We start from the raw sequence: 24,782 nt of genomic DNA, 5'->3' as shown, positions 1-24,782 counted from the left end.
TGCCGCCCGGCCCGAGGAGACCCCATGACCCACCTGCCCGAGCTGCTGGCCGCCGTCGCCGCCGGCGCCGACCCCGGCCCGTTCGCGCTCGTCCGACGCGAGGGCGCCGACCACCTGGAGCTGTTCACCGGCACGGTACGCGTGGCGGAGCGGCTCGCCGACATCCCGCTGCCCGACGGGCCGCCCGGCCCCCGCACGCTGGCGCTGGTGCCCTACCGGCAGGTCACCGAGCGGGGCTTCGCCTGCGTCGACGACGGCGTACCGCTGGAGTGCCTGGAGATCGCCCGGCACGAGCGGATCGGTCTGGCCGAGGCCCTCGCCGCGCTGCCCGACGTGCCCGTGCGCACCGCCGGCGCCGGCTTCGACGTCAGCGACGACGCGTACGCGGCCACCGTCGGCCGGGTGCTCGCCGAGGAGATCGGGCGCGGCGAGGGCGCGAACTTCGTCATCCACCGCTGCCTGCGCGCCACCGTCGAGGGGCCGCCGCTGGTCGCCGCGCTCGCCGCGCTGCGCCGGCTGCTGTCCGGCGAGCGTGGGGCGTACTGGACGTTCGTGGTGCACACCGGCACCCGCATCCTGGTGGGCGCCAGCCCGGAGCGGCACGTCAGCGTCGACGACGGGCTGGTCATGATGAACCCGATCAGCGGCACCTTCCGGCACACCGGTGCGGACGCCGACCGGGCGGCGTTGCTGCGCTTCCTCGCCGACCCCAAGGAGGTCGAGGAGCTGTACATGGTGCTGGACGAGGAGCTGAAGATGATGGCCACCGTCGCCGAGCACGGCGGCCAGGTCGTCGGGCCGTACCTCAAGGAGATGTCCCACCTGGCGCACACCGAGTACCTGCTCGCCGGCCGGGGCACCAAGGACGTGCGGGAGGTGCTGCGCGAGACGATGTTCGCGCCCACCGTCACCGGCAGCCCGATGGAGAACGCCTGCCGGGTGATCGCCCGGCACGAGCGCACCGGGCGGCGCTACTACGCGGGGGTGCTGGCGCTGCTCGGGCGCGACGACGCCGGCCGGCAGAGCCTGGACGCGCCGATCCTGATCCGGACCGCCGAGATCTCCCCCGCCGGCGACCTGCGGGTGCCGGTCGGGGCCACCCTGGTCCGGCACTCCACGGCCGAGGGCGAGGTGGCCGAGACGCACGCCAAGGCCGCCGGCGTGCTCGCTGCGCTGGGCCTGGGCCCGCAGGCCCCCGCGGCCGGCACGCGCCCGGCGGTACGCCTCGCCGACGACCCCGAGGTCCGCGCGGCGCTGGCCGCCCGCAACGCGCCGCTGGCCCGGTTCTGGCTGGACCAGCGCGCCCCGGACGCGCCCGGCCTGCCCGGGTTGGCCGGGCGTCGGGTGCTGATCGTCGACGGCGAGGACACGTTCACCGGGATGCTCGCCCACCAGTTGGGCGCGCTGGGCCTGGCGGTGACGCTGCGGCCGTGGCACGCCGCCGGCCCCGTGGACGGCTACGACCTGGTGGTGGTCGGTCCCGGTCCAGGCGACCCGGGCAGCACCACCGAGCCGAAGATGGTCGCGATGCGCGGCCTGCTCGCCGGGTTGCTCGCCGAGGGCCGGCCGACCCTGGCGGTCTGCCTGGGCCACCAGCTGCTGTGCGGCCTGCTCGGGCTGGCGCTGCACCGCCGGGACGCGCCCTACCAGGGGCTCCAGCGGGAGGTGCGGATCTTCGGCACGCGGCGCCGGGTCGGCTTCTACTCGACGTTCACGGCCCGGGCGGACGCCGACCGGCTGACCACCCCGTACGGGCCGGTCGAGGTGGCGCGCGACGGCGCGGACGGCGCGGTGCACGCGCTGCGCGGGCGGGGCGTGGCAGGGGTGCAGTTCCACCCGGAGTCGGTGCTCAGCCCGGACGGCCTGGCGGTCCTGGCCGACCTGCTGTCCGGGCTGCTGCCCTCCCCCGCCGGGCAACTGTCGGCGGTCGGGGAACGGTCGCCTGCCGGGGACCCGTCCGCGACCGGCGCGCGGTCGGCGGCGGCAGCAGCCGAGCGTGCATAGTCGTGCCGATCGGGGGCAGGGCTGGGTGCGACCGGTGGTCCGGGCGGGTCGAGAGCCCCCGTCCGGGCCGCCGGTCGCCGCCGGCTCAACCGGCCAGGCCGGCCTTCAGCGCGACACCGATCTGCACCGCCCGCTTCGTCGTCAGGGCGGTGGCGCCGAGGGCGATGTCGTCCGGCGCGGTCTCGCCGTTGTTGCTGGTGTGCGAGGCGCCGTACGGGTTGCCGGCGACGAACTGGCTCGGGTCGGTGTAGCCGGGGGTGACCACCACCCCACCCCAGTGGTAGAAGACGGTGAACAGCGACAGCAGGGTCGCCTCCTGGCCGCCGTGGGAGGTGGCCGTCGTGCAGAACGCGGAGTAGACCTTGTTCGCCAGGGCGCCCTGCGACCACAGCGGCCCGGTGGTGTCGATGAACTGCTTGAGCTGGGCCGCCATCACGCCGTACCGGGTCGGCGTTCCGAAGATCACCACGTCCGCCCAGGACAGGTCGTCCAACTGGGCCTCCGGGACGTCCTGGGTCTCCATGCGGTGCGCGTGCCAGCCCGAGTTGGAGCGGATCGCCTCGTCCGGCGCCAGCTCGCGCACCTTGCGCAGGCGCACCTCGGCGCCGGCCTCACCGGCGGCCTCGCACGCCGCCTGCGCCATCTGGTACGTGATGCCGGTCGCGCTGTAGTAGATCACCGCGACCTTGGTCTGGGCAGCCATCAGGTGTTTCCCTCCTCATGTCGGGTCAGCTCCGGCGACTACCCGCTACTTGCGGCGTCAAACGGCCGGCGAGAACCCCGGCCCACCCGACCAGCGAGATGCCGAAACGCATGATGATCAGGGGAAGATGCCCCGGCGGGTCAGTCCAACCGGTCGCGCAGGTCGTCGACCTGCCGCTGTATCCGGTCCACGGCGCTCTCGTTGTTGAGAAAAGTGGTGATCCCGGCGGCGAAGGCCAGCCCGATCAGCACCGCCAGGGCGCTGAGCACCAGGCCGCCGAGCGCCACCCCCCGGCCGGTCACCCCGGGCCGGCGGGCCATCTTGAGCCCGACGATGCCCAGGATCACGCCGATGATGCCGAGCAGCAGGCCGATCCAGGACAGGATCACGGTCAGCACGCTGATCAGCGCGGCCACCCCGAAGACCAACGCGAAGGCCGCGGCGGCGCTGGTCTTGGCCGACGGGCCCACCCGGCCGGCCCGGGTCGGTGCGTCGGCACCCCGGGCCGGCTCGCTGGACGCAGTCATGTCGCTCCCTCCGGGGCGCGTGACGCGCCCGCCGGCGGCCGGTTTCCCGCTGCGGCGGCCGTCATGCGTCGGATGTCGGGGGCCGGCCCTAGGCTGTGGCCCTGCCCCGACCCGAGGAGCCCGATCCCGTGGACCTGACCGGCCGTGAGGCGCTCGCGCTTCGCATGACCAGCCTGCTGCTGCGCCCGCACCCCACCGCCCACCCGGGCGGGGTCGCCGACGTGGTGGAGTGGTTCGGGGCCATGCAGGCGCAGGACCTGGCGAGCGGCATGTGGTCGCTCGGGGTCCGGCTGCCCGCGCTCGGCCACGCCGACGTGCACGACGCGCTGGAGCGCCGGGAGGCGCTGCGCACCTGGCCGATGCGGGGCACCGTGCACCTCGTGCCGCCCCGCGACGCCCGCTGGATGCTGGAGCTGACCGGCGTACGCTCGCTGGCCGCCGCCGCGACGCGACGCGCGCAGCTCGGGCTGACCGAGGCCGACGCGGACCGGGCGGTCGACGTGCTCGGCGCCGCGCTGGCCGGCGGCGGCCGGCTCACCCGGGCGCGGTGCCTGGCCGCGCTGGAGGCGGCCGGCATCGGAACCGCCGGGCAGCGCGGCTACCACCTGCTCTGGTACGCCAGCGTGCGGGGCGTCACCTGCCTCGCGCCGAACGTGGGCACCGAGCAGACCTTCGCCCTGCTCGACGAGTGGGCGCCCGACGCGCACCGGCCGGAACGCGACGAGGCCCTCGCGACCCTCGCCCGCCGCTACGTGCGTGGGCACGGGCCGGTCACCGCCCGGGAGTTCGCCGGCTGGACGGGGCTCACGCTCACCGACGCGCGCCGGGGTTTCGCGGCGGCCGGCGACACGCTGGCGACGGTGCGGGTCGACGGTCAGGAGGCGCACGTCGACGCGGCCCTGCTGGACGCGCCCCGCGGGCCGGTCGACGATCTGCTGGTGCTGCCCGGCTTCGACGAATACCTGCTGGGCTACAAGGACCGGTCGCTGATGCTCGACCCGGCGCACCGGGACGCGATCGTGCCGGGCGGCAACGGCGTCTTCCAGGCCACGGCCGTCTGCGACGGGCGGGTGGTGGGCACCTGGAAGCGGTCCCTGGACAAGGCGGGGGTGACGGTCCGGGTGTTCCCGCTGGCGCCGCTCGACCGGGGCCGGGTGGAGCGCGCGCTGAGCCGGTACGCCGGGTTCCTGGGCCGGCCGCTTCGCGTCGACTGGCCCGACTGAGCACCGTGGTGCGGCGTGGTCCGGCCCGATTGTGATGTCGTCCGTCAGGGCTCAGCCGACGGCATGACCGCGGGTGGCGGCGAGTTCGCGAACCGCGTCGGCGACGGCGGGGGAGTCCTTGCGCAGGATCTTGCTGTGGTTGCTCGCGACCTTCGCGCTCACCTTGACGTTCGGGTTGCCGGCGAGCACCGGATCGAGGATGGTCCGCCCCTGTTCCATCTCCCCGGCCTGGCTCCCGAGGCTGTCACCCGTGGCCAGGAGGAACCGTACCGGGCAGGTCACCCGTTCGAGGACCGGCACGCTGGCGGCGGCGATCTCGTTGAGCTCGATGTTGACATCGGCGTGCTGGTCAGCGGTCATCCGCGCAGCCAAGCCGAGGTCGGCGATGACGCGCCGCCAGTGCGACTGGTCGGCATAGGCGCCGTTGAGGTAGACCACGGGACGGCCGGGCCCGCCGGTGTCGGTCACGTACAGTGCGGTGTCATCGACTGACATCATGCCGGTCCAGGCGGATTGCGTGATGGTCATGGTTTCCCTTTCTCCAGGGCCAGAAATGGATCGGGAACGGCGGATGGTGATGTCGCCGTAGGAGGAAGGAGAGGCACTTGTCCGACTGGCCCTCGGCTACGCGCCGATGCGCGGCTGGTGCCTCGTCTTCGAACGTTGATCATGTCAACCGCCGGCGCAACCAGCGCGCCCGGCCGAGATCCAGTTTCGCGATGAGCTCCAAGATCCGCCTTGGTGTCGGCCGGCGGAGGATCCACACGCGGGACGCTGTCGAGCTGATGCCGTAGACGATTCAGGGCCGTCGGGTGTCACATCGGCCCCGGACACCGCCTGATGTCACAGACGACTCAGCTCGACAGCGTCGTACGACCCGCTCGCCCGCGGACCGGCTCGGCGCCCACCACCGCCCCACGGGACGCCGATCACCCGTTTGAGGCTGCGTGACCAGGCACTAGACTTCAGGTTGGCAGTTCATTCGTGCTCTGCTGTAGCGGGCGCGGCCTCGGGAGGGTGTTCCAGCACCCTCCCCGGGGGCCCGTCCGACTCCGACGGTGCCTACTCGCAGAAGACACGCACTTTGGCATCGGGCTGGTCGACTTCCACGGTCATCTCGTCGAGGTGCTCCACGAGCGCCTCGAGCTGTTCGGGCTTGAGCTGCGTCAGGTCGAACGGCACGCCCGACTTGTTCAGTTCGGCGTTGGCCTGACCGAGCGCCTGCGGCGGGATCAGGGCCGCCAGCCGTACGCCGGCCCGCAGCAGTTGCAGCGGCACCCGCACGTTGATCCGCCCCGGCTCGCCGTCCTCAAGGGTGTCCACCATCACCCTCAGGTACTTCGCCTTGCCCTTCGGCCGGGCGTCAAGAGTCGACGCCGCCGGCGGCTGGTCCCGTTCGAGCGCGGCGATGAGTTGCTCCGCCTCCGCTGCGGTGATCTTGCCCTCGGCCAGCATGTCGAGGATGTCCTTGCGCTGTTCGTTCATCGGAACCTCTCCTATCGGATGGTGACGAGCACAGCCGTGCGGCCCTGCTCGACGTCGACCCGGGTGCCGGGCAACGCGGAGATGATTCGCCAAGCGGTGCCGAGCGCCCGCACCACACTGACGCGGTACGCGAGGCAGGCCACGGCTGCCACCAGCACGGCCACGACCACGACCGGTGAGAACACGAGCACCACGGGGAGCACCGGAACCCAGATCCGGAGGGGACGGCCGTCCGGGCGGTTGACCCGTACGGTCAACGACCGCGGCATCACGTCCGGGTCTCCAGTTCGGACAGTGCCTGCTGTGCGGTGATCTCGCCGCGCCGCAGCCGATCGATGATGTCGGCCCGCGACGGCGCCGGATCGGTCTCGACGAAGTCGAGCATCTGCATGATCCGGTTCAGTCGTGCTTTGACCGTCGGGTAGCTCACCCCGAAGATCCGCTCCATCTCCTTGATGGAGCCGTGGCACCGCACGAACGCCGTGACAAAGACCTGATCCTCGACGTTGAGCTGAGCCAGTTGCGGTAGCTCGAACTCGCCCTCGATCGCGACGCCGCTGCCTGCCAGGCGCACCCGCTCGACGACGAACGGCTGACCCCGGGTCAGGTTCGTGAGTTCCTGCCAGTCCATCGCCTGTTCTGCCATACCTAAAGCATGGCCCGGGAAACCTTAACTTTCAAGAGTTCGATCTTAATTTTCTTGAACGATGCTCCTTGGGCTCCCGCGCTGCGGGCGCACACGGCCGACACGGCGAGGGGCGGGTGAGTCGCCGCGACCCACCCGCCCCTCGCGTCGTACGTCAGTCGGCGAGCGCGCCGGCCGCCCGCCCCTCGCGCAGGGTCAGGTTGCGCCCGTTCGACGGGTCGAACAGGTGAATCTTCTCCAGGTTGAACCAGACCCGCCGGTGCTGACCCTCCGCCACCGGCGACTCGGCCGACAGCCGGGTCACCAGGCTGGCGCCGCCGCCACTGAAGTCGGCGCCCGCGTCGGCCGCCAACTCCTCCAGCTCGGCGGCGCTGGCCCGCTCCCCCTCGACGCTGAAGTAGACGTACTTGTCGGAGCCCATCGACTCGACGATGTCGACCGGCGCCTCGAACTCCATGCCCCGGCGGCGGGTGTCGTCGTCGATCAACGCGGCGTCCTCGAAGTGCTCCGGCCGGATGCCGAGGATCAGCTCGCGCGGGGCGTCGCCGCCGGACAGCTCGCGCCGGATCCGCTCGCCGATCGGCACGTCGCCCAACGCCGTACGCAGCTTGCCGTCCTCGACGACCGCGTGCAGGAAGTTCATCGACGGCGAGCCGATGAACCCGGCGACGAAGAGGTTGCGCGGGTGGTCGTACAGCTCCTGCGGCGGGCCGACCTGCTGCACGGCGCCACCCCGCATGATCACCACGCGGTCGCCGAGGGTCATCGCCTCGGTCTGGTCGTGGGTGACGTAGACGGTGGTGGTGCCGAGCTGCTTCTGCAGGCGCGACACCACGGTGCGCATCTGCACCCGCAGCTTCGCGTCCAGGTTGGACAGGGGCTCGTCCATCAGGAACGCCTTCGGCTGCCGGACGATCGCCCGGCCCATCGCCACCCGCTGGCGCTGGCCGCCGGAGAGGTTCGCCGGCTTGCGGTCCAGCAGCGCGGACAGCTCCAGGACCTTCGCCGCCTCCTCCACCTTCTGGTTGATCGTCTCCCTGTCCAGCTTCGCCAGCCGCAGCGGGAACGCCATGTTCTCCCGCACCGTCATGTTCGGGTAGAGGGCGTACGACTGGAACACCATCGCGATGTCCCGGTCCCGGGGAGCCTTGTCGTTGACCCGCTCGCCGCCGATGCGCAGCTCGCCGGAGCTGATGTCCTCCAGGCCCGCGATCATGTTCAGGGTAGTGGACTTCCCGCAGCCGGACGGGCCGACCAGGATCACGAACTCGCCGTCGGCGATCTCCAGGTCGACGTCCCGCACCGCCGTGGTCCCGTCCGGGAACCTCTTGCTCACCTTGTCGAGCACGATGTCAGCCATGACTACCACCTATCCCTTGACTGCGCCGGAGGTCAGGCCGGAGACGATGCGGCGCTGGAAGAAGAGGACGAACAGGATGATCGGAATGGTGATCACCACGGCGGCGGCGCAGATCGCCCCGGTCGGGTCCTCGAACTGCGACTCGCCGGTGAAGAACGACAGCGCCACCGGCACCGTGCGGGCCCGCTCGGTGGAGGTCAGCGTGATGGCGAAGAGGAAGTCGTTCCAGCAGAAGATGAAGACCAGGATCGCCGTGGTGAACAGCCCCGGCGCGGCCAGCGGGGCGATGACCCGCCGGAACGCCTGGCCCTGCGTCGCGCCGTCCATCTTCGCCGCCTTCTCCAGGTCCCACGGGATCTGCTTGAAGAACGCCGACAGCGTGTAGATCGCCAGCGGCAGGGCGAAGGTGATGTACGGCAGGATCAGCCCCGGCCAGGTGTCGAAGAGGCCGAGCTGCCGCTCGATCTCGAACAGCGGCGACACCAGCGACACCTGCGGAAACATCGCGATCAGCAGCGAGACACCGACCAGCAGCTTCTTACCGGGGAAGTCCAGCCGGGAGATCGCGTACGCGGCCATGGCGCCGAGCACCACGGCGATCGCGGTGGCGATCAACGCGATCCCGATCGAGTTGACCAGGGCCCGGACGAACTGGTCGGTGGAGAAGATCGTCCGGTAGTTGTCCAGCGTCCACTCGCGCGGGATGAACTTCCCGTCCGTCAGCGTCGCCGGGGTCTTGAACGACAAGGACATGATCCAGAGCACCGGCACCAGCGCGAAGACGACCACGATGGCGTCCAGCAGGCCCCAGCGCAGCTTCGCCCGGGTGGTGGTGTCAGCCATTTCAGCGCCTCTCCCCGTCGTCGCTGCCGGGGGCAGCGGTACCGAACAGCTTCACGAAGACGAAGGCGATGATCGCCACGGCGATGAAGATCAACACCGACATCGTCGACCCGATGCCAAGGTTCAGGCCCCGGATCAGGTTGTTGTAGGCGAGCATCGACACCGACGAGGTCTCGTTGCCGCCCGCGGTCAGCACGAAGATGTTGTCGAACACCCGGAACGCGTCCAGCGTGCGGAACAGCAGCGCGACCAGGATCGCCGGCTTCATCACCGGCAGCGTCACCTTGGTGAACCGCTGCCACGCGGTCGCACCGTCGGTGGAGGCGGCCTTGAGCAGGTCCTCCGGCACCAGCGCCAGGCCGGCCATCAGCAGCAGCGCCATGAACGGCGTCGTCTTCCAGATCTCGGCCAGCATGACGATCGCCAGTGAACTGGCCCGCTCGGTCAGCGGCGCGCCCTCGCTGAACAGGTTCGCCAGGTAGCCGGTGCCGGGCGTCCACGCGTACCGCCAGGAGAACGCCGCGACCACCGTGACGATGCCGTACGGAATCAGCGCCGCGGTGCGGACGATGCCCCGGCCGACCAGCGTGCGGTGCATGATCAGCGCCAGCCCCATGCCGAGCACCAACTCGACCGCGACGGTGACCACGGTGATCAGCGCGGTCACCCCGAACGCCGTCCACCAGAACTCGTTGGTCAGCACGGTGACGTAGTTCTCCAGCCCGATGAACTCGCGCTCGTCGGGGAAACGCAGGTCGAATCGCTGAAGCGACAGCCAGACCGAGTAGAGGATCGGGTACGCCGTCACCAGCACCATGACCAGCGCGGCGGGGGCGCAGAGCAGCCACCCCAGCCGACGCTCGGCCTTCTTGTTCTCGCTCAGCGGGGCCTTCCGGCCGCGACCGCCCCGCTGGGCCGGCACCGCGGCGTGCCGCCCGGCGGGGCGCTCGGCCTGCGCCGTGGCGTCGGCGCCGGCGGGCGTGGCGTTGACGCTCACGGCAGGACCCCCTTCGAGTCGAGGGCGTCGGCGATGGCGTCGCGCAGCTCGTCGGCGGTCTGCTGCGGCCTGATCGCCGACGGCGGCGACAGGATCGCCGACATGACGGTGGAGATGCTCTGGTACGCCGGGGTCAGCGGCCGAACCGCCGGCTCCTTGAGCTCCTCGAGGATGGTCTCCTTCATCGGGTACGCCTCGGCCATCTCCGGGTCGTCGTAGACCTTCTCGATGGTCGGCGGCACGCCGTCGTTGATCGCGGAGAACTTCTGGTTCTTCTCGTTGCGGATGCACCTGGCCGCCTCGAAGGACTCCTCGGGGTGCTTCGAGTACGCGCTGACGGCCATGTTGACCCCGCCGATGGTGACCTTGCTCGGGGTGTTCCCGTCGATGCCCGGGATCCGCGCCCAGCCGACCTGCTTGGCCAGCTCCGGGTTGGCCTCCTGCATCGCGGGGTAGACGAACGGCCAGTTCACCTGGAACGCGCCGCTGCCGGACTGGAACTCCAGCCGGACGGGGTCCTCGGTGGCGTTGCTGAACGACGGCGACGTCACGCCCGACGTGGCGAAACGCTGGAGCTGCTCCAGTGCCCGGACGGTGCCGGCGTCCATCACGGCCTGCTCGCCGTCGTCGCTGAGGATCTTGCCGCCGGCGCTCTCGGCGAGGGTGTTGTAGAGGACGACGAGGCCCTCGTACTGCGCGCCCATCGTGAGCACCTGGTACGGCTTGCCCTGCTGCTTCAGCTCCTGGGCGGTGGAGATCATCTGGTCCCAGGTCTTCGGCGGCTCGGGGACGAGGTCCTTGCGGTACCAGAGCAGCTGCACGTTGGTGTTCTTCGGCGCGCCGTAGAGCCTGTCCTGGTAGCGGGCCGTCTCCAGCGGGCCGGCGAGGGTGCCCTGCTCCACCTCGGCCCTGTCCTGGCCGGTCCACTCCAGGATCCAGTCGGCGCTGGCGAACTCCTGGGCCCAGGTGACGTCGAGGCCGAGCACGTCCATGCCGCTGTCCTGTGCCGCCAGCCGGCGGACCAGCTGCACCCGCTGGTCGTCCGCCTGCCGCGGCAGCACCCGGTACGCGATCTTGTAGCGCCCCTGGGCCTGCGCGTTGCAGTCGTCGACGACCTTCTGCAGGTTCTGCTCCGGCGGGTAGTACAGGTTGATCGTGGGCGTGCCGCCGTCCCCGCCGGAGCCGCAGGCAGCCGCCATCGGCGCCACCAGCGTCAGCGCCGCGGCCGCGGCCACCGCGCGTGCGCGTGGCCGTCCTCGGCGTCGGGCCTTGTCAGGGTCGCTCACCACCCCTCCCCTCATGTCGGCCAAAGCCGGGGTGATGCTCCGTGCCCCGGCGCACGGCGGAACGACCAGGGCGTTGACCTGCGGATCCGCCGCCCCGGCGTTTCGTGGCCCCAACACTGCCCGACCTGCGAAGTCGCGAAACCTGACGCTGGTGAGACGACCCCGACAGGGGCCGGGCGTGGTGCGGGTCACCACCGTGCGGGTCCGACGGGCCGCCCGTAGGCTCGGCCGATGGACGCCACCTTCTTCTTCGACCCCGCCTGCCCGTGGACCTGGCGCACGTCCCGGTGGCTCGTCGCCGTCGCCGACGCCCGCGGTCTGCACCTCGAGTGGCGGGCGTTCAGTCTGGCCATCCTCAACGAGGGGAACGTCGCGCCGCAGTTCGCCGAGGCGATGGCCGCCTCCAGCCGGGCGCTGCGGCTGGTGGAGGCGCTGCGCGCCGACGGCCGCCACGACGACGTCGCCCGGTTCTACGCCGAGGTCGGCGCCCGCAGCCACGACGCCGGAAACCCGCTGTCGCCGAAGATCGTGGACACGGCCGTCGAGGCGGCGGACCTCCAGGAGGCCGCGCCAGCCCTCGACGACGACCACTGGGACGACGCGGTACGCGAGTCGCACGCGCTGGCGTACGCCTCCGCCGGCCCGGACGTCGGCTCACCCGTGCTGATGGTGCCCGGCGCCGAACGCGGCATCCACGGCCCCATCCTGACCGAGGTCCCCGGCACCGACGACGCCCTGACCATCTGGGACTCCCTGCTCCCCCTGATCCGGACGCCCGCCTTCCACGAGATCAAGCGCGCCCGCCACTGACCCCCCTGCCTCCTCCTCCCTCCTCCTCCCGCCTCCCCCCGTTGATCATGAAGTTGTTGGGGAAAATTGTCCGCTTCGTCGCCACTAACTTCATGATCAACGGGGCTGGCGGAGGCTGGGGCGGAGAGGTGAACTGGTCGGCTGGTCGGCTGGTCGGCTGGTCGGCGGAGCGGGCGTGGCGGGGCGGGTCGGGCGGGGTGGGGCGGGATGATGGGGGCGTGATCGCGAGCTTTAAGGACCTCTGCCTGGACGCCGCCGACCCCCGCGAGACGGGGGCCTTCTGGGCCCGGGTGCTCGACGGCGACCTCGTGAACCTCGGCGACGGGGACACCCGGGTCGACCCCCGGGCCGCCCGGTCCGGGGCCGAGTCGATCTGGGTCAACCAGGTACCCGAGCCGCGTACGGTCAAGACCCGCGTACACCTGGACGTGCGCCTGGCCGAGGCGGACCCGGCGGCGCTGCTGGCGGCCGGCGCCGGGCTGGTGCGCGAGCCGGACGCGGAGATCGGCTGGTGGGTGCTGGCCGACCCGGACGGCAACCTGTTCTGCGCGTTCCCGCCCCGCGCGGGTGCCCGGCCCGGGCCGTTCGAGGTGATCGTCGACGCGGTCGACCCGGCCGCCCAGGCCGCCTGGTGGGCCGAGGTGACCGGCGGCAAGGTCGAGGCCGGCGACGCGGGTGCGGCCTCGGTCGTGGGCGCCGCCGGCTTCCCGTGGGACTGGTGGGTCTTCGACCCCGTGCCGGAGCGCAAGACGGTCAAGAACCGGATGCACTGGGACGTCGACCTGACCGACCCGGAGCCGACCGCGCTGCTCCGGGCCGGCGCGACGCTGCTGCGCGAGCCCGACGACGCGGTCCGCTGGTGGGTCCTCGCCGACCCCGAGGGCAACGAATTCTGCGCCTTCGCGCCGCGTCCCACCCAGTGAGCGGTGGAGCTACCCAGCGGCCGGCCGGTCGACTAACGTTTCCGTAGCTCCGCAGCCAACGCGTTCGCCGCCGACGTCGACACGCCTCCGGCCGACCCCAGCCTGTCCGATCGGTTGGTTCTCGCGGGAACTCCCCTGCACCGCTCCACCGGTTGGGCAGGATCGTCCCCAACGAGGAGGTGCCGTCGTGCAGGACACCCGCGCTCTCGCCCTGACGTTCGAGGTGAGCGGCCTGCCACCGGTCAAGACCGAGGCGCTGTCCATCTTCGCCGCCGGGCATCGGCAGGCGACGAGGGTCCGCGCCCTGCTCCTGGCGGCCTGCGAGGCGGCCCAGCGCACCGGCTGGACCCCGCTGTCGGGGCCGGTCGAGGTGGACCTCGTGCTGCGCTGCCCGCCGGGGCACCGCACCTCCGACGCCAGCACCCTGCTCGGCGGGGTGTGCGCGGTGCTCCAGGACAAGAAGCGGGTGGCCAGCATCGGCCTGGCGCACCTCGGCGTCCTCGTGGACGTCGCCCTCTACGACGACGACCGGCAGATCCGCCGGCTGTCGTACGTGGAGGAACCGGCCGAGGAATTCTCGTACCAGGTGCGGGTCGCCGCCGTACCGAACGTGGTTTGACCGACGGCCGCGGTGGGGTACCGCGGACGCCGACGAAGGGAGCGCCGATGTCGGAGCCACATGTCACGCTGGACCCTCGCGGGCTCGATCCCGTGCAGCAGAAGCTGCGCGGCCCGCTGGAGGACCAGCTGACCTCGGCGCTGCAGGCCGCGACGGAACGGGTCCGCGCCAGCTACGCCGGTGAGCCGGTCGAGCAGGTCTGCCAGCGGCTGCTCGACGAGACGCGCGGCGGCCTGCACCCCGACATCGCGGCCGGTTTCCAGCCGGACATGGACGAGTTCTGCCGGGTGGCGGTGGCGATCGTGCGCGGCGAGGTCTCCTGAGACTGGCGACATCCGACCGTGCCGGCACGCGCGGCGCGCGTCCGCTCAGGCGTACGTCTCTCCAGCAATCGATCCTCACCCGCTGACGATCGGCAGGAGGTCACCGTCTGGGTGGCCTTGTCGCTCCACACCTTGCCGTACGGCGAGGACGCGCCGTCCTTGTCGTCGTACATGAACGGCGCCGGCATCACGAAGACCGGCTCACCGCCGCCGGGACGCACGAACGCGATCGAGTTCGAGGCGAGGAACACGACGGTGCCGGCCCCCCGCCGCGCGGCGGCATGGCCCGTGCGGCGCGCTGGGCCACGAGGTACATGCCGCGCAGGTTGACCCCCAGGGGCAGGTCGAACTCGGCGGTGGCGTTCAGCGCGCTGTTGCGCAGCGACACGCCGACGTTGTTCACCACCACGTCGGGGACGCGGCCTTGCTGTTCGAGGGCGCCGAACGCGGCCTCGATACTGTCGAGGGAGGTGACCTCCAGCTCGACCGGTACCGCGATGTGGATCGCCACCTCGCCGCTGCGTCCAGCACCGATCAACCAGGTCTCGCGGGGTCCCCAGCCGCTACCTGTCTGCTCGCGGATCACCGGGGGCGTGCCGTAGAGGATCGCGTCGAGCCCGCGCAGTTTGTGAGCGTGTGAGCCCGCTGTGAGCAGAGCGTGAGCGGGCGGCGTCAATCTCGACCCTGGTCGGCAGACCGATGAACTCCAACTGAGAGGTCTCGGGCCATGATGCGGTGGATCGTCGGGTCAAGCGTAAAATTTCACCGGCTGGTGCTCTCCATCGCCGTCGCCCTGATGGCCGTCGGCTTTGTACAGCTTCGCAACACGTCGGTCGAGGCCCTGCCGGAGTTCGGGCCGGTGCGGGTGGACGTGCAGGTCGAGGCGCTCGGGCTCTCCGCCGAGGAGGTGGAGAATCTGATCACCAATCCGATGGAGAACGAGTTCTTCAACGGGATCCCGTGGCTGGCCAAGCTTGAGTCCCGCACGCTCCCGGGATTGTCGTCGATGGAAATGACGTTCGAGCCAGGCACCGACCCGATCCGGGCAAGGCAGGTCGTGCAGGAGCGCCTGACCATGGTCGCCATGCTGCCTGCCGCATCATCGAGGCCGCCGCTGGTGGTACAACCGCTCTCGTCGACCGGTCGGCTCATGATGATCGGACTGTCGTCCCAGGATCGCTCACTGATCGACATGTCGCTGCTGTCGCGTTGGACGATCGTGCCCCGCCTGCTGAGCGTCCCCGGCGTGGCCAACGTCGCCATTTGGGGGTTCCGCGACCGGCAGCTGCAGGTGCAGGTCGATCCCTCCAGGCTGATGCAGAACGGCGTCACGCTGGACCAGGTCCTGCGCACATCGGCGAACGCGCTGTGGGTCTCGCCGCTCACCTTTGTGGAGGCGTCGACACCTGGACTGGGTGGCTTCATCGACACCGCCAACCAGCGGATCGAGATCCAGCACAACCAGCCGATCAAGACTGCACAGGATCTCGGCAAGGTCACCATTCAGGGCGCCGAGGACCGAGGACTGCTCCTGGGCGACGTCACCCATATCGTCGAGGACCACCAGCTCCTCATCGGCGACGCGGTCGTCAAGGACACTCCGAGCCTCATGCTGGTGGTGGAGAGGTTCCCGGGCGCCAACGTGGCGGACGTGACCCGGGACGTGGAGGCCGCACTCGACGAGCTGCGACCCGCGATGCCGAGCGTCGAGATCGACACGACGGTGTACCGGCCGGCCACCTTCATCGAGAAGATGGTCGACAACCTGACCACGACCCTGGTCCTCGGCGCCATCCTCCTGCTGCTGGTGCTCGGTGCCTTCCTGTTCAGCTGGCGCACCGCGCTGGTCAGTCTCGTGACCATCGCAGCCTCCGTGGCGGTTACCGTGCTCGTGCTGTCCTGGTTCGGCGTGACCCTCAACATGTTGTCCCTGGCGGGGCTGGTGATGGCCCTCGCCATCGTCGTGGACGACGCGGTGGTCGCCGTCGACAATGTCAGGCAACGGCTGCGGCAGCGCCGCGAGGATGACTCCGACGAGCCCCTCTCCGACACCATCCAGCGAGCCGTCCTCGACGTACGCGGCCCGCTCTTGGTCGCAGCCTTGGTCGCCGCTATCTCGGTCGTGCCCCTTTTCATCCTCGACGGGGTGCGCGGCGCGTTCCTCACCCCGGTCGCCCAGGGCTTCCTGGCCGCCACGGTGGTCTCGCTGGTGGTCGCGCTGACGGTCGCCCCCGTGCTGGCCACGCTCCTGCTCTCCCGGTCGTCACTGCAGCACGGTCCGTCGCCGCTCGCCCGAGCGCTGGAGCAGGCGTACGGTGGGCTGCTGCCCCGGCTGCTTCGCCGGCCCGTCTGGTCCTACGCCCTGGTCGGCCTCCTCGTGGTGGCGGGCCTGGCTGCTCTGCCGTTCCTCGGTGCGCGGCCGCTGTCGCCGACGCTTCAGGAGCGGGACCTGCTGATCACCTGGGAGGCGCCGCCCGGCACGTCCCGACCGGAGATGAACCGGATCACGGGCGCGCTCAGTGCCGAACTGCGGGCCGTCCAGGGAATACGCAACGTCGGCGCCCACACCGGGCGGGCACTGGCGTCGGACCAGGTCGTCAACATGAACTCGGGCGAGGTGTGGCTCAGTGTCGAGCCGGAGGCCGACTACGGCAGAACCCTGGCCGCTGTACAGCGTGTCGTGGATGGCTATCCCGGGGTGCAGAGCGACGTGATCACCTACTCGGACAAGCGGATCCGGGAGGTGGTGACCCGCGGTGCCACGGAGGACCTCGTCGTGCGCGTCTACGGCAACGACTATTCGGTTCTCGACGAGAAGGCCCAGGAGGTCCTCGGCATCATCGCCGCCATCGACGGCGTCACCGAACCACGGGTACGGACCGCAGAGGTCGCGCCGACGGTGGAGATCGAGGTTTCCGTTGCCAAGGCCGCGAAGTACGGCCTCAAGCCGGGCGACGTGCGCCGGGCGGCCGCCACCCTCGTCTCGTCCACGGTCGCGGGCAACCTCTTCGACGACCAGAAGGTGTTCGAGGTGGTCGTGTGGGGTGTCCCGGCGGTGCGCCAGAACATGTCCACCATCCAGAACCTTCTGATCGACGCGCCGGGTGGCGGCCCGGGCGGCGGCCCGACCCAGGTGCGCCTGGCTGATGTTGCCGACGTGAGGATTGTGGCGAAGCCGGAGGTCATCACACACGACCAGGTCTCCCGCAGCATGGACGTCGTCGCGAACGTGCGCGGGCGTGGTCTGGATGCCGTCACCAGCGAGGTCAAGGACCGGCTCGCGCAGGTGACCTTCCCCCGTGAGCACCATCTGGAGGTGCTCGGCGAGGGGCAGGCACGGGCCAGTTCCGACCTGCGGGTGTGGACCTTCGTGTGCGGCGCCGTGATCCTGATCTTCTTCCTGCTGCAGGCCGGCTTCGGTAGCTGGCGGGTGGCGTCGCTGTACTTACTGCTCCTACCGACGGCACTGGCGGGTGGGTTGCTGCTGGCGGCCATCGACCGGTCGGCCGTCTCGGTCGTCGCGCTGCTGGGGCTGCTCACCGTGCTGGCCATGGCCGTTCGGGGCGGCACGCTGCAGATCATGCGGTACCAGCGGATGGAGGAGGACGGCCACCCGCCAGGTGCCGAGTTGGTCGAGCGCGGGTCACGGCAGCAGTTCATCCCTGCCGTGACGGGCATCCTGGCGGCGGGGCTGGCTCTGCTTCCCATGGTGATCTACGGCAGCGTCTCCGGCCTCGAGATCGTGAGCCCGCTCGCCCTGATCATCCTTGGTGGCCTGGTCACGACCGCGCTGCTGAACCTGCTGGTCCTGCCCGTGCTGTACCTGCGGTTCGCCGTCCGGTCTCCATCCGTGGCGGAGTCGGAGCCTCGGGCCGGATCGATACCCGCGCCCAGGCCAGAACCCGGTGCGGCGGGCAAGGAAACCCCTTCAAGCCCGGCTCCGGCCTGATCGGAACCAGGAGAGTCCCATGCACAGTGAAGGAGGCGACCACATGCGACACGGTGGTCGGTGGATGGCAGCGATCCTGATCACGCTGGGCTTGGCGGCCTGCACGACACCCGCCTCGAACACCTCGGGTGGCCACAAGGAAAGCCCCGCCACGGTCGAGGCGATCCCGGGCAGGGACGTCAAGAAGGTGACGCTGACCGAGCAGGCGGCGCGCCGGGTGGGCATCGCGACGGTCACGATCGGCGCAGCGCAGACTGCACCGCCGGTCGGGCCGAGCCCGTCGCCAGGTACGCCGGCGACCGTGGTGCCGTACTCGGCAGTGCTCTACGACCCGAACGGCGCGGCCTGGGTCTACACGGTTCCTCAACCCTTGACCTATGTCCGGGAGAAGGTCGTGGTGGAGACCGTGGGCGGGGCGCGCGGGACCGACGCGTTCCTTGCGCAGGCACCGCCGGCGGGGACCTCGATCGTGACGACAGGCGTGATCGAACTCTGGGGCGCCGAGCTCGGGGTCGGCAAGTAGTCCATCCAGTCGCTACGAGGCTAGGAACCCTCACCATGATGCGTTGGATCATTGGAACGAGTCTCAAGCTCCGGTTCCTCGTGGTTGTCGGGGCCTCGATGTTGATGTTCATCGGTGTCCTGCAGATTCGCGACATGCCTGTCGACGCCTTCCCCGAGTTCGCGCCGCCCCGGGTGGAGATACAGACGATCTGTATCGGGCTCTCTGCGCAGGATGTCGAGGAGCTTGTCTCCGTCCCGCTGGAGCAGGGGCTCACCGGGATCGAGGGCCTGGACGTGATGCGCTCCAAGTCGGTCTCCCAGCTCTCCTCGATCATCCTGATCTTCAAGCCCGGGACCGACCTCATGGCGGCCCGTCTGCTGATCCAGGAGCGCCTCACGGCCGTCACACCGAGACTGCCCCGCTGGGCCAACGCGCCCTTCATGATCCAACCGCTGTCGTCGACCAGCCGGGTGATGAAGATCGGAATATCCCAGGCGGACACGTCGGATGCGGCTCATGTCGAGATGGCGCTGCAGGCCTATTGGACGGTCCGGCCCCGCCTGATGCGGGTACCGGGGGTGGCGAACGTGGCCATCTGGGGCGATCGGTGGCACGTCAAGCAGGCGCTGGTCGATCCCGAGCTCATGAGGCAGCACAACGTCACGCTGGCCCAGGTCATGGAGGCCGCCGGAGATGCGGTGGACGTGGGTCAGCTGAAGTTCAACGGCGGGTTCGAGATCGGCACCGGCGGGTGGGTCGACACCGCCAACCAGCGGCTCCAGGTGCAGCACCAACTGCCCGCCCTGACCGGGCAGCAACTGGCCGAGATCCCCATCGAGGTGCCGAAGGGCGCCAAGCCGGTCTACCTGAAGGACGTCGCCTACATCACCGACGACATCATGCCGCCGTCCCTGCTCACCGGGGACGCGGTCATCAACGACGGTCCCGGCCTCATGCTCATCGTCGAGAAGCTGCCCTGGGGCAACACCCTTGAGGTGACCCGCGGGGTGGAGGCCGCGCTGAGGGAGATGGCGCCCGGCATGCAGGGACTCGACGTCGATACCGAGATCTTCCGGCCGGCGACCTTCATCGAGACCTCGGTCGAGAACCTCGGGCGGGCGATGGTCATCGGATTCATCCTGGTGGTCCTGATCCTGGTGTTCTTCCTCTTCGAGTGGCGGGTGGCGCTGATCAGCGCGATGTCGATCCCGCTCTCCCTCGTCGCGGCGGGGCTCGTCCTGCACTGGACCGGGGCCACGATCAATACCATGATCCTGGCCGGGCTCGTGATCGCCCTCGGCGTGCTCGTCGACGACGCCATCATCGACGTCGAGAACATCGTGCGCCGCATTCGCCAGCACCGGCGAGCGGGCAGCACGAGGTCGACAGCGGCCATCATCCTCGACGCGTCGGTGGAGGTGCGGGGGCCGATCGTCCAGGCCACGATGATCATCCTGGTCAGCACGGTCCCTATCTTCCTGCTCACCGGGCTGACCGGCTCGTTCTTCCGGCCCATGGCGTTCGCCTACGGGCTGGCGATCCTGGCTTCCCTGCTGGTGGCCCTGACGGTCATCCCGGCGCTCGCCCTGCTGCTGCTGGCCAAGTCGCCGATCGAGCGGCGGGAATCGCCGCTGGTGCGCTGGCTCCAGCGCGGCTACACCGCGATGCTGGCACGCATCATCCCCCGTCCCGCCGTCGCCTACGCGACCGTAGTGCTCGTCCTGGCGGGCGGTGTCATGGTGGTACCAATGCTGGGGCAGAACCTGTTCCCCGCGTTCAAGGAACGGGATTTCCTGATGCACTGGGTGACCCAGCCCGGCACCTCGCGCGAGGAGAGCGTCCGCATCACCGAGCAGGTCAGCAAGGAGCTGAGGGCGATCCCCGGAGTCCGGAACTTCGGCGCGCACATCGGGCAGGGCACGTTGGCCGACGAGGTTGTCGGCATGAACTTCACCGAAAACTGGATCAGCATCGATCCAAACGTCGACTACGACAAGACTCTTGCCGCCGTGCAGAAGGTGGTCGACGGCTACCCCGGACTGCAGCGGGATGTGCAGACCTACCTGAAGGAACGCACCAAGGAGGTGCTCACCGGATCCAGCGAGGCCATCACCATCCGGATCGTCGGTGACGACCTCGACGTCCTCCGCGACAAGGCCAACGAGGTCAAGGAGCTCATCGCCGGGATCGACGGCATCATCGATGAGCACGTGACGCTGCAGACCACAGTTCCTCAGGTCGACGTCCAGGTCGACCTGAGCAAGGCGGCACGGTACGGCATCAAGCCCGGCGACGTACGCCGGACGGCCGCCACGTTCATCGCCAGCGAGGAGGCGGGCGACATCTGGCGGAACGGAAAGAACACCGAGGTGCACGTGTGGAGCGTGCCGAGTGCGCGGTACAGCATCGAGAGCGTTCGTAGCCTGCTGATGGACGCAGCGGACGGGCGCAAGGTCCCCGTGGGTGAACTCGCCGAGGTCAAGATGGTGCCCACGCCCAACCAGATCCTGCGGGAAAACGGGTCACGGTACATCAATGTGGGCGCCAACGCGGCCGCGGGGAAGGCCCTGAGTGACGTCGCGGCCGAGGTTCAGCGCCGCCTGGCGACGGTGGACTTCCCGCCCGGCTACCACCCGCAACTGCTCGGTGAGTACAAGGAGGCGACGTCCGCCCAGGACCGGCTGCTACTCTTCGCCGGCGTCGCGGTGATCGGGATTCTCTTCCTGCTGACCACCGCCTTCAACAGCTGGCGGCTGGCGTTCCTCGTCCTCCTCACGCTGCCCATGGCTCTGGTGGGCGGGGTCCTCGCGGCATACCTCGGTGGCGGCATCCTCTCGCTCGGCTCGCTCGTGGGATTCTTCACCGTGCTGGGCATCGCCGCCCGCAACGGCATCCTGATGATCAATCATTTCCAATACCTGGAAAGGGAAGAATCTGAACAATTCGGCCGAGGTCTCGTCCTCCGCGGCGCGGAGGAGCGACTCTCGCCGATCCTCATGACCTCGTTGGCGACCGGGCTCGCTCTCTTTCCCCTGGTCCTCGCCGGCAGCCTTCCCGGTCACGAGATAGAACACCCGATGGCGGTCGTGATTCTGGGTGGCCTGGTCACCTCGACGCTGCTGAACCTGTTCGTCCTCCCGTCCCTCTATCTGCGCGTCGGACGACACGAGCATTCGTCCACGCCTCAGCGATCTCCGCTTGCAACGCGCGTGTGGCCAGCAGCCCGGCGGCCCGGAGCGACCCATGCCTGACCGGCGGATCCTCATCCCAGCCACGACGAGTCGCCGTGGTTGCCGACGGGTCCGCTGGGCTGCTGGGTCACGGCAGGTCAAGCCCAGGATCGCCGCGAAGTATCGCCTTCTCCAGTTGCTGCAGCCGCGGCGCTGGATCGAGTCCGAGTTCGTCGACGAGCCGGCTCCGCGCAAGCCGGTAGGCGACCAGCGCGTCGGCGGCGCGGCCGGCGCGGTACAGGGCCAACATGAGCTGCGCGAGCAATCGTTGGCGGTACGGATACTGCCCGGCGTACTCGGCGAGGTCATCCAATACGGCCTCGTGCCGGCCGAGCCGCAACTGCGCGTCCAGCCACTCCTCCACAGCCGTCAACCGCGCTTCCTCCAGTCCCCGGCACAGATCTTCGACTCGCGGGGTCGCCACGTCGGCCAGCGCGGGTCCGTGCCACAGATCGAGCGCGCGCCGCAACATCGCCGCCTTCTCCAGTTCGTCCGTCTCACGGCGAGCCCCGGCGAGGAGGGCGCGGAAGCGGTGGGCGTCCACGCTCATCGGGTCGGCCCGCAGGAGATACGTCGGGCCGCGCGTGGTGATCTCCACGCCTTCACGGTCCGCACCGGCCATGGCCAGGACGGTGCGCAGTTGCGAGACGCGGACGTGGATGGCATGACGTGCGGTCTGTGGCGGTGATTCGGGCCATGTCAGGTCAACGAGGCGGTCGAGCGGCACGAACTGGTTCACATTCAGCGCGAGGATCGCCAGGATGAGCCGCTGTTGGCGTGGCCCGAGATCGACTTGTCGATCCCCCGCCCATGCCTCCACTGCCCCCAAAAGCCGGAACTCCACAACCCACACCCCCTGTGATGCGTCTGCACCTCCTCCGCCTCACTGCGCAGGGTCACGGAACCACGCCGTGGACGTTCGTGATGATCAGGCTGATCGGCCGATTGGTCACGTGCCCCGCATTCCGCCGCACGAGCCGCACGTAGTAAGCGGAATCAACGCGCCTGAACGGATGTAAACTGGCCTGTAATACGACCTACGCGGGACCGTCAAGCTTAAGTCTACTTTGTAATACTATGTTGCAACTCAGCTGATTGGCTGGTCAAGAGGTTCGCCGGATCGCCAAGACTTTCCGCCCCGCCGCCCCGACCGAAATCTTCATTGCTGCCAATACGCACAACTCAGCCTCGGCCAAATGCTGGTGCGCGCTCCTCACGGACCTGAGATTTCGTGAGAAATCGTCGGAACTTCCCACGCGAGGTCGTCGGTCAGCGCGCAGGTAGGCAGATAACGAACCGTGCACCACGAGGCGCATCCTCGACGTCTATCGAGCCTCCGTGTGCGTCGATGATCTCTCTCGCGATGGCCAGACCGAGACCGGTGCCGCCCGTGCGACGGCTCCGGTCGTCGTCGAGACGGGTGAACCGCTCGAAGACGCGCTTCCGGTCCACGTACGGAATCCCTGGCCCGTCGTCGTGGACGATCAACGTGACCCGGCGGTCGTCGCTGCCGAGCTCGACGCTGACCGATGACGAGGCATAGTGCTCAGCGTTGTCGAACAGATTGCGTACCGCCCGGGTCAGGTCGTCGCGACGCCCGTCGACGGCAGCCGCCGAGACCGCGCCGGTGTCGACCCGCAGGCGGCCGCCGCCCCGGATCCGGGCCGCCTCGGCCAGGACGATGTCGTCGAGGTCGACCGGACGGGCGGGGCGGCGAGGAACGCCGGCATCCGCCCGTGCGAGGAACAGCAGGTCCCGGACCAGCCGCTCCATGCGACGGTTCGCCGCGAGCAGGTCGGCTGCGGTTTCGCTCCATCTGGTGAAGTCGGGGTGGGCGAGCGCGACCTCCAGATCGGTGCGCGCCGCAGCGAGCGGAGTCTGCAACTCGTGCGAGGCGTCCGCGACGAAGCGACGTTGACGCTCGACAGCCGCGTCCAGCCGGTCGAGCATCATGTTCATCGTGCCCGCGAGTCGACTGATCTCGTCGTCCGTGGCCGGCACGGACACCCGCCGGTTGAGGGAACGTTCGGAGATGTCGGCAACCTCGGCCCGGATTGCGTCGACCGGCCGCAGGGTGCGACCCGCGACCGTCCAGGTCGTGACGGCGACGAGTGCCAGCAGCAGTGGACCACCGGCGGCAAGTGCACCCTGGAGAACGTCAACAACGTCATCGACCGGGGAAAGACTCGCCGCAACGTAGACGGTCGCCGGCCCTTCGGGCGTGGCCGTCGGCAGCGCGATGACCCGATAGCCGCCGGCCTCGCCGAACGGAAGGCCGTCGACTGTGCGCACCTCGGCCCCCGCCCCGGGAGGGCGGAACCGGGCAAGAGATTGATCGCGCCGAATTCCGACGGTGGCGGCCACGACTCGGCCGTCGCCGTCCACGACCTGGACGATGCTGCCGTCGTCACCTTCGACGGCCAACTCCGTGGGGAGCGTGCCCTGGCGGGCCAGGGCCGCGACGTCGTGCGCACGCACCCTCGCGATGTCGTCGACGCGTTCGACCAGAGAACGACGCAGAAACACCACCAGGCTCACGGCCGTGACCACGAGGGCGACGCCAACGACGATCGTGGCAGCCATGGTGGTGCGGGCACGCACCGTCGCCAGGCGCGCCCGAGGCCGGAGGTTTTCAGCCCCCATCGGGGTCCAGTCGGTAACCGACCAGACGGACCGTCTGGATCGCGGAACGACCAAACGGCTCGTCGATCTTCCTGCGTAGGTGCCGGACGTAGACCTCGACGATGTTGGGATCGCCGTCGAACGCGAAGTCCCAGACGTGGTCGAGGATGGTGCCCTTGGAAAGCACTTCGCCCGGACGCCGCATGAGGAACTCGAGGAGGGCAAACTGACGCGGAGTAAGTGAGACCTCCGTTTCCCCACGCCAAACCCGGTGGGCGGCGGGGTCGAGCCGCAGGTCGCCGACATTCAGCCTGGCCGGGCGCTCCCGCGAACCCCGGCGCAACAGCGCCCGAATTCTGGCAACCAAAACCACATAGGAAAACGGCTTGGACAGGTAGTCATCGGCTCCGGTATCGAGAGCTTCCGCCTCGTCGAGCTCGCCGTCCTTGGCCGTCAGCATGATGATCGGGGTCCAGTTGCCGGCCTCACGCAACTCCGCGCACACCTGGAAGCCGTTCTTGCCGGGAAGCATGATGTCGAGAACGATGACGTCGAAGTCGCCGTCCGTGGCCAGCCAGAGGCCGTCGATGCCGTCGAGCGCGACCTCAGCAGCGAACCCCTCGGCCTCCAATCCACGCTTGATTGACCGGGCGAGGTGCTTGTCGTCCTCGACCACGAGGATGCGCACACCCCCAGTGTGCCACTCGCCGGCCTACTGCCCGCTGAA

The 24,782-nt window shown here is 69.7% G+C and carries 23 protein-coding genes; 9 read left to right on the top strand and 14 right to left on the bottom strand.

The window, feature by feature from the left end; all coding sequences use genetic code 11:
• Positions 1 to 24 precede the first annotated feature (24 nt).
• Positions 25 to 2,004 carry a chorismate-binding protein gene (locus tag ACZ6O2_RS27745; RefSeq protein WP_466024919.1) on the top strand — a complete coding sequence of 660 codons (1,980 nt, stop codon included), beginning with the start codon at positions 25 to 27 and terminating at the stop codon, positions 2,002 to 2,004.
• Between the two features lie 85 nt (positions 2,005 to 2,089).
• On the opposite strand, the gene wrbA is transcribed toward ACZ6O2_RS27745, so the two are convergent.
• Complete coding sequence (wrbA, locus tag ACZ6O2_RS27740; protein ID WP_357703889.1) at positions 2,090 to 2,707, bottom strand: NAD(P)H:quinone oxidoreductase; 618 nt, start codon at positions 2,705 to 2,707, stop codon at positions 2,090 to 2,092.
• Between the two features lie 140 nt (positions 2,708 to 2,847).
• Positions 2,848 to 3,234, bottom strand: a complete 387-nt coding sequence (locus ACZ6O2_RS27735) for a DUF4190 domain-containing protein (protein ID WP_466024918.1) — start codon at positions 3,232 to 3,234, stop codon at positions 2,848 to 2,850.
• Positions 3,235 to 3,398: 164 nt separating this feature from the next.
• Here ACZ6O2_RS27735 and ACZ6O2_RS27730 point away from each other — a divergent pair, with 164 nt between their 5' ends.
• Entirely contained in the window at positions 3,399 to 4,457 is a 1,059-nt protein-coding gene (locus ACZ6O2_RS27730; protein ID WP_466024929.1) for a winged helix DNA-binding domain-containing protein, read from the top strand.
• Positions 4,458 to 4,508: 51 nt separating this feature from the next.
• Here the strand turns inward: ACZ6O2_RS27730 and ACZ6O2_RS27725 are convergent, their stop codons facing one another.
• The 8 genes from ACZ6O2_RS27725 to ACZ6O2_RS27690 form a co-directional block, all read right to left on the bottom strand.
• Positions 4,509 to 4,985: an alpha/beta fold hydrolase gene (locus tag ACZ6O2_RS27725; RefSeq protein WP_466024917.1), complete on the bottom strand. Its 477-nt coding sequence runs from the start codon at positions 4,983 to 4,985 to the stop codon at positions 4,509 to 4,511.
• A 534-nt stretch (positions 4,986 to 5,519) separates the two neighbouring features.
• A complete protein-coding gene (locus ACZ6O2_RS27720; protein ID WP_466024916.1) occupies positions 5,520 to 5,942 on the bottom strand; it encodes an SHOCT-like domain-containing protein in 423 nt (140 codons plus the stop codon).
• Positions 5,943 to 5,953: 11 nt separating this feature from the next.
• Positions 5,954 to 6,211 carry a hypothetical protein gene (locus ACZ6O2_RS27715; protein ID WP_466024915.1) on the bottom strand — a complete coding sequence of 86 codons (258 nt, stop codon included), beginning with the start codon at positions 6,209 to 6,211 and terminating at the stop codon, positions 5,954 to 5,956.
• On the bottom strand, positions 6,211 to 6,588 hold the full coding sequence (locus tag ACZ6O2_RS27710) for a DUF2089 domain-containing protein (RefSeq protein WP_466024914.1): 378 nt from the start codon (positions 6,586 to 6,588) through the stop codon (positions 6,211 to 6,213). The genes ACZ6O2_RS27715 and ACZ6O2_RS27710 overlap by 1 nt, the downstream gene beginning before the upstream one ends.
• Before the next feature lie 154 nt (positions 6,589 to 6,742).
• A complete protein-coding gene (locus ACZ6O2_RS27705; protein ID WP_466024913.1) occupies positions 6,743 to 7,948 on the bottom strand; it encodes an ABC transporter ATP-binding protein in 1,206 nt (401 codons plus the stop codon).
• A 9-nt stretch (positions 7,949 to 7,957) separates the two neighbouring features.
• Positions 7,958 to 8,791 (bottom strand): carbohydrate ABC transporter permease, encoded by an 834-nt coding sequence (locus ACZ6O2_RS27700; protein ID WP_357458894.1) that lies wholly within the window; start codon positions 8,789 to 8,791, stop codon positions 7,958 to 7,960.
• A gap of 1 nt (position 8,792) precedes the next feature.
• Positions 8,793 to 9,788, bottom strand: coding sequence for a carbohydrate ABC transporter permease (locus ACZ6O2_RS27695; RefSeq protein ID WP_466024912.1), 996 nt, complete (start codon positions 9,786 to 9,788; stop codon positions 8,793 to 8,795).
• On the bottom strand, positions 9,785 to 11,089 hold the full coding sequence (locus tag ACZ6O2_RS27690) for an ABC transporter substrate-binding protein (protein ID WP_466024928.1): 1,305 nt from the start codon (positions 11,087 to 11,089) through the stop codon (positions 9,785 to 9,787). The genes ACZ6O2_RS27695 and ACZ6O2_RS27690 overlap by 4 nt, the downstream gene beginning before the upstream one ends.
• A 216-nt stretch (positions 11,090 to 11,305) precedes the next feature.
• Between ACZ6O2_RS27690 and ACZ6O2_RS27685 the strand changes: the two genes are divergently transcribed.
• The 4 genes from ACZ6O2_RS27685 to ACZ6O2_RS27670 all read left to right on the top strand — a co-directional run bounded on the left by ACZ6O2_RS27685 (position 11,306) and on the right by ACZ6O2_RS27670 (position 13,749).
• Positions 11,306 to 11,884 carry a DsbA family protein gene (locus ACZ6O2_RS27685; RefSeq protein WP_466024911.1) on the top strand — a complete coding sequence of 193 codons (579 nt, stop codon included), beginning with the start codon at positions 11,306 to 11,308 and terminating at the stop codon, positions 11,882 to 11,884.
• 218 nt (positions 11,885 to 12,102) lie between these two features.
• Positions 12,103 to 12,807, top strand: coding sequence for a VOC family protein (locus ACZ6O2_RS27680; protein ID WP_466024910.1), 705 nt, complete (start codon positions 12,103 to 12,105; stop codon positions 12,805 to 12,807).
• A 187-nt stretch (positions 12,808 to 12,994) separates the two neighbouring features.
• Positions 12,995 to 13,426 carry a RusA family crossover junction endodeoxyribonuclease gene (locus tag ACZ6O2_RS27675; RefSeq protein WP_466024909.1) on the top strand — a complete coding sequence of 144 codons (432 nt, stop codon included), beginning with the start codon at positions 12,995 to 12,997 and terminating at the stop codon, positions 13,424 to 13,426.
• A gap of 47 nt (positions 13,427 to 13,473) precedes the next feature.
• Entirely contained in the window at positions 13,474 to 13,749 is a 276-nt protein-coding gene (locus ACZ6O2_RS27670; protein ID WP_350684079.1) for a hypothetical protein, read from the top strand.
• Positions 13,750 to 13,936: 187 nt separating this feature from the next.
• Here the strand turns inward: ACZ6O2_RS27670 and ACZ6O2_RS27665 are convergent, their stop codons facing one another.
• On the bottom strand, positions 13,937 to 14,335 hold the full coding sequence (locus ACZ6O2_RS27665; protein WP_466024908.1) for an SDR family oxidoreductase: 399 nt from the start codon (positions 14,333 to 14,335) through the stop codon (positions 13,937 to 13,939).
• Between the two features lie 141 nt (positions 14,336 to 14,476).
• On the opposite strand from ACZ6O2_RS27665, the gene ACZ6O2_RS27660 reads away from it, so the two are divergent.
• From ACZ6O2_RS27660 to ACZ6O2_RS27650, 3 genes are all read left to right on the top strand, one after another.
• Positions 14,477 to 17,698, top strand: coding sequence for an efflux RND transporter permease subunit (locus tag ACZ6O2_RS27660; RefSeq protein WP_466024907.1), 3,222 nt, complete (start codon positions 14,477 to 14,479; stop codon positions 17,696 to 17,698).
• Positions 17,699 to 17,762: 64 nt separating this feature from the next.
• Positions 17,763 to 18,221, top strand: a complete 459-nt coding sequence (locus tag ACZ6O2_RS27655; RefSeq protein WP_466024906.1) for a hypothetical protein — start codon at positions 17,763 to 17,765, stop codon at positions 18,219 to 18,221.
• 35 nt (positions 18,222 to 18,256) lie between these two features.
• Entirely contained in the window at positions 18,257 to 21,454 is a 3,198-nt protein-coding gene (locus tag ACZ6O2_RS27650; RefSeq protein WP_466024905.1) for an efflux RND transporter permease subunit, read from the top strand.
• A 67-nt stretch (positions 21,455 to 21,521) separates the two neighbouring features.
• Here ACZ6O2_RS27650 and ACZ6O2_RS27645 read toward each other — a convergent pair whose 3' ends face one another.
• From ACZ6O2_RS27645 to ACZ6O2_RS27635, 3 genes are all read right to left on the bottom strand, one after another.
• Complete coding sequence (locus ACZ6O2_RS27645; protein ID WP_350711163.1) at positions 21,522 to 22,277, bottom strand: AfsR/SARP family transcriptional regulator; 756 nt, start codon at positions 22,275 to 22,277, stop codon at positions 21,522 to 21,524.
• A 425-nt stretch (positions 22,278 to 22,702) separates the two neighbouring features.
• On the bottom strand, positions 22,703 to 24,016 hold the full coding sequence (locus ACZ6O2_RS27640) for a sensor histidine kinase (RefSeq protein ID WP_466024904.1): 1,314 nt from the start codon (positions 24,014 to 24,016) through the stop codon (positions 22,703 to 22,705).
• Between the two features lie 49 nt (positions 24,017 to 24,065).
• Positions 24,066 to 24,743 (bottom strand): response regulator transcription factor, encoded by a 678-nt coding sequence (locus tag ACZ6O2_RS27635; protein WP_350711167.1) that lies wholly within the window; start codon positions 24,741 to 24,743, stop codon positions 24,066 to 24,068.
• Between the last annotated feature and the right edge of the window lie 39 nt (positions 24,744 to 24,782).

The sequence above is a fragment of the Micromonospora sp. NPDC048040 genome (assembly GCF_055587185.1).
The sequence above is the reverse complement of the archived record's forward strand: the minus strand, read 5'-3'. Positions and strand labels throughout refer to the sequence as shown.

Excerpts from the sequence above, each read along its gene's own strand:
- ACZ6O2_RS27640 (WP_466024904.1), bottom strand. The coding sequence starts at position 24,016 with ATGGCTGCCACGATCGTCGTTGGCGTCGCCCTCGTGGTCACGGCCGTG.
- ACZ6O2_RS27705 (WP_466024913.1), bottom strand. The coding sequence starts at position 7,948 with ATGGCTGACATCGTGCTCGACAAGGTGAGCAAGAGGTTCCCGGACGGG.
- ACZ6O2_RS27715 (WP_466024915.1), bottom strand. The coding sequence starts at position 6,211 with ATGCCGCGGTCGTTGACCGTACGGGTCAACCGCCCGGACGGCCGTCCC.
- ACZ6O2_RS27660 (WP_466024907.1), top strand. The coding sequence starts at position 14,477 with ATGATGCGGTGGATCGTCGGGTCAAGCGTAAAATTTCACCGGCTGGTG.
- ACZ6O2_RS27735 (WP_466024918.1), bottom strand. The coding sequence starts at position 3,234 with ATGACTGCGTCCAGCGAGCCGGCCCGGGGTGCCGACGCACCGACCCGG.
- ACZ6O2_RS27710 (WP_466024914.1), bottom strand. The coding sequence starts at position 6,588 with ATGGCAGAACAGGCGATGGACTGGCAGGAACTCACGAACCTGACCCGG.
- ACZ6O2_RS27650 (WP_466024905.1), top strand. The coding sequence starts at position 18,257 with ATGATGCGTTGGATCATTGGAACGAGTCTCAAGCTCCGGTTCCTCGTG.
- wrbA (WP_357703889.1), bottom strand. The coding sequence starts at position 2,707 with ATGGCTGCCCAGACCAAGGTCGCGGTGATCTACTACAGCGCGACCGGC.
- ACZ6O2_RS27720 (WP_466024916.1), bottom strand. The coding sequence starts at position 5,942 with ATGAACGAACAGCGCAAGGACATCCTCGACATGCTGGCCGAGGGCAAG.
- ACZ6O2_RS27730 (WP_466024929.1), top strand. The coding sequence starts at position 3,399 with ATGACCAGCCTGCTGCTGCGCCCGCACCCCACCGCCCACCCGGGCGGG.
- ACZ6O2_RS27745 (WP_466024919.1), top strand. The coding sequence starts at position 25 with ATGACCCACCTGCCCGAGCTGCTGGCCGCCGTCGCCGCCGGCGCCGAC.
- ACZ6O2_RS27670 (WP_350684079.1), top strand. The coding sequence starts at position 13,474 with ATGTCGGAGCCACATGTCACGCTGGACCCTCGCGGGCTCGATCCCGTG.
- ACZ6O2_RS27725 (WP_466024917.1), bottom strand. The coding sequence starts at position 4,985 with ATGACCATCACGCAATCCGCCTGGACCGGCATGATGTCAGTCGATGAC.
- ACZ6O2_RS27700 (WP_357458894.1), bottom strand. The coding sequence starts at position 8,791 with ATGGCTGACACCACCACCCGGGCGAAGCTGCGCTGGGGCCTGCTGGAC.
- ACZ6O2_RS27655 (WP_466024906.1), top strand. The coding sequence starts at position 17,763 with ATGGCAGCGATCCTGATCACGCTGGGCTTGGCGGCCTGCACGACACCC.
- ACZ6O2_RS27690 (WP_466024928.1), bottom strand. The coding sequence starts at position 11,089 with ATGAGGGGAGGGGTGGTGAGCGACCCTGACAAGGCCCGACGCCGAGGA.
- ACZ6O2_RS27685 (WP_466024911.1), top strand. The coding sequence starts at position 11,306 with ATGGACGCCACCTTCTTCTTCGACCCCGCCTGCCCGTGGACCTGGCGC.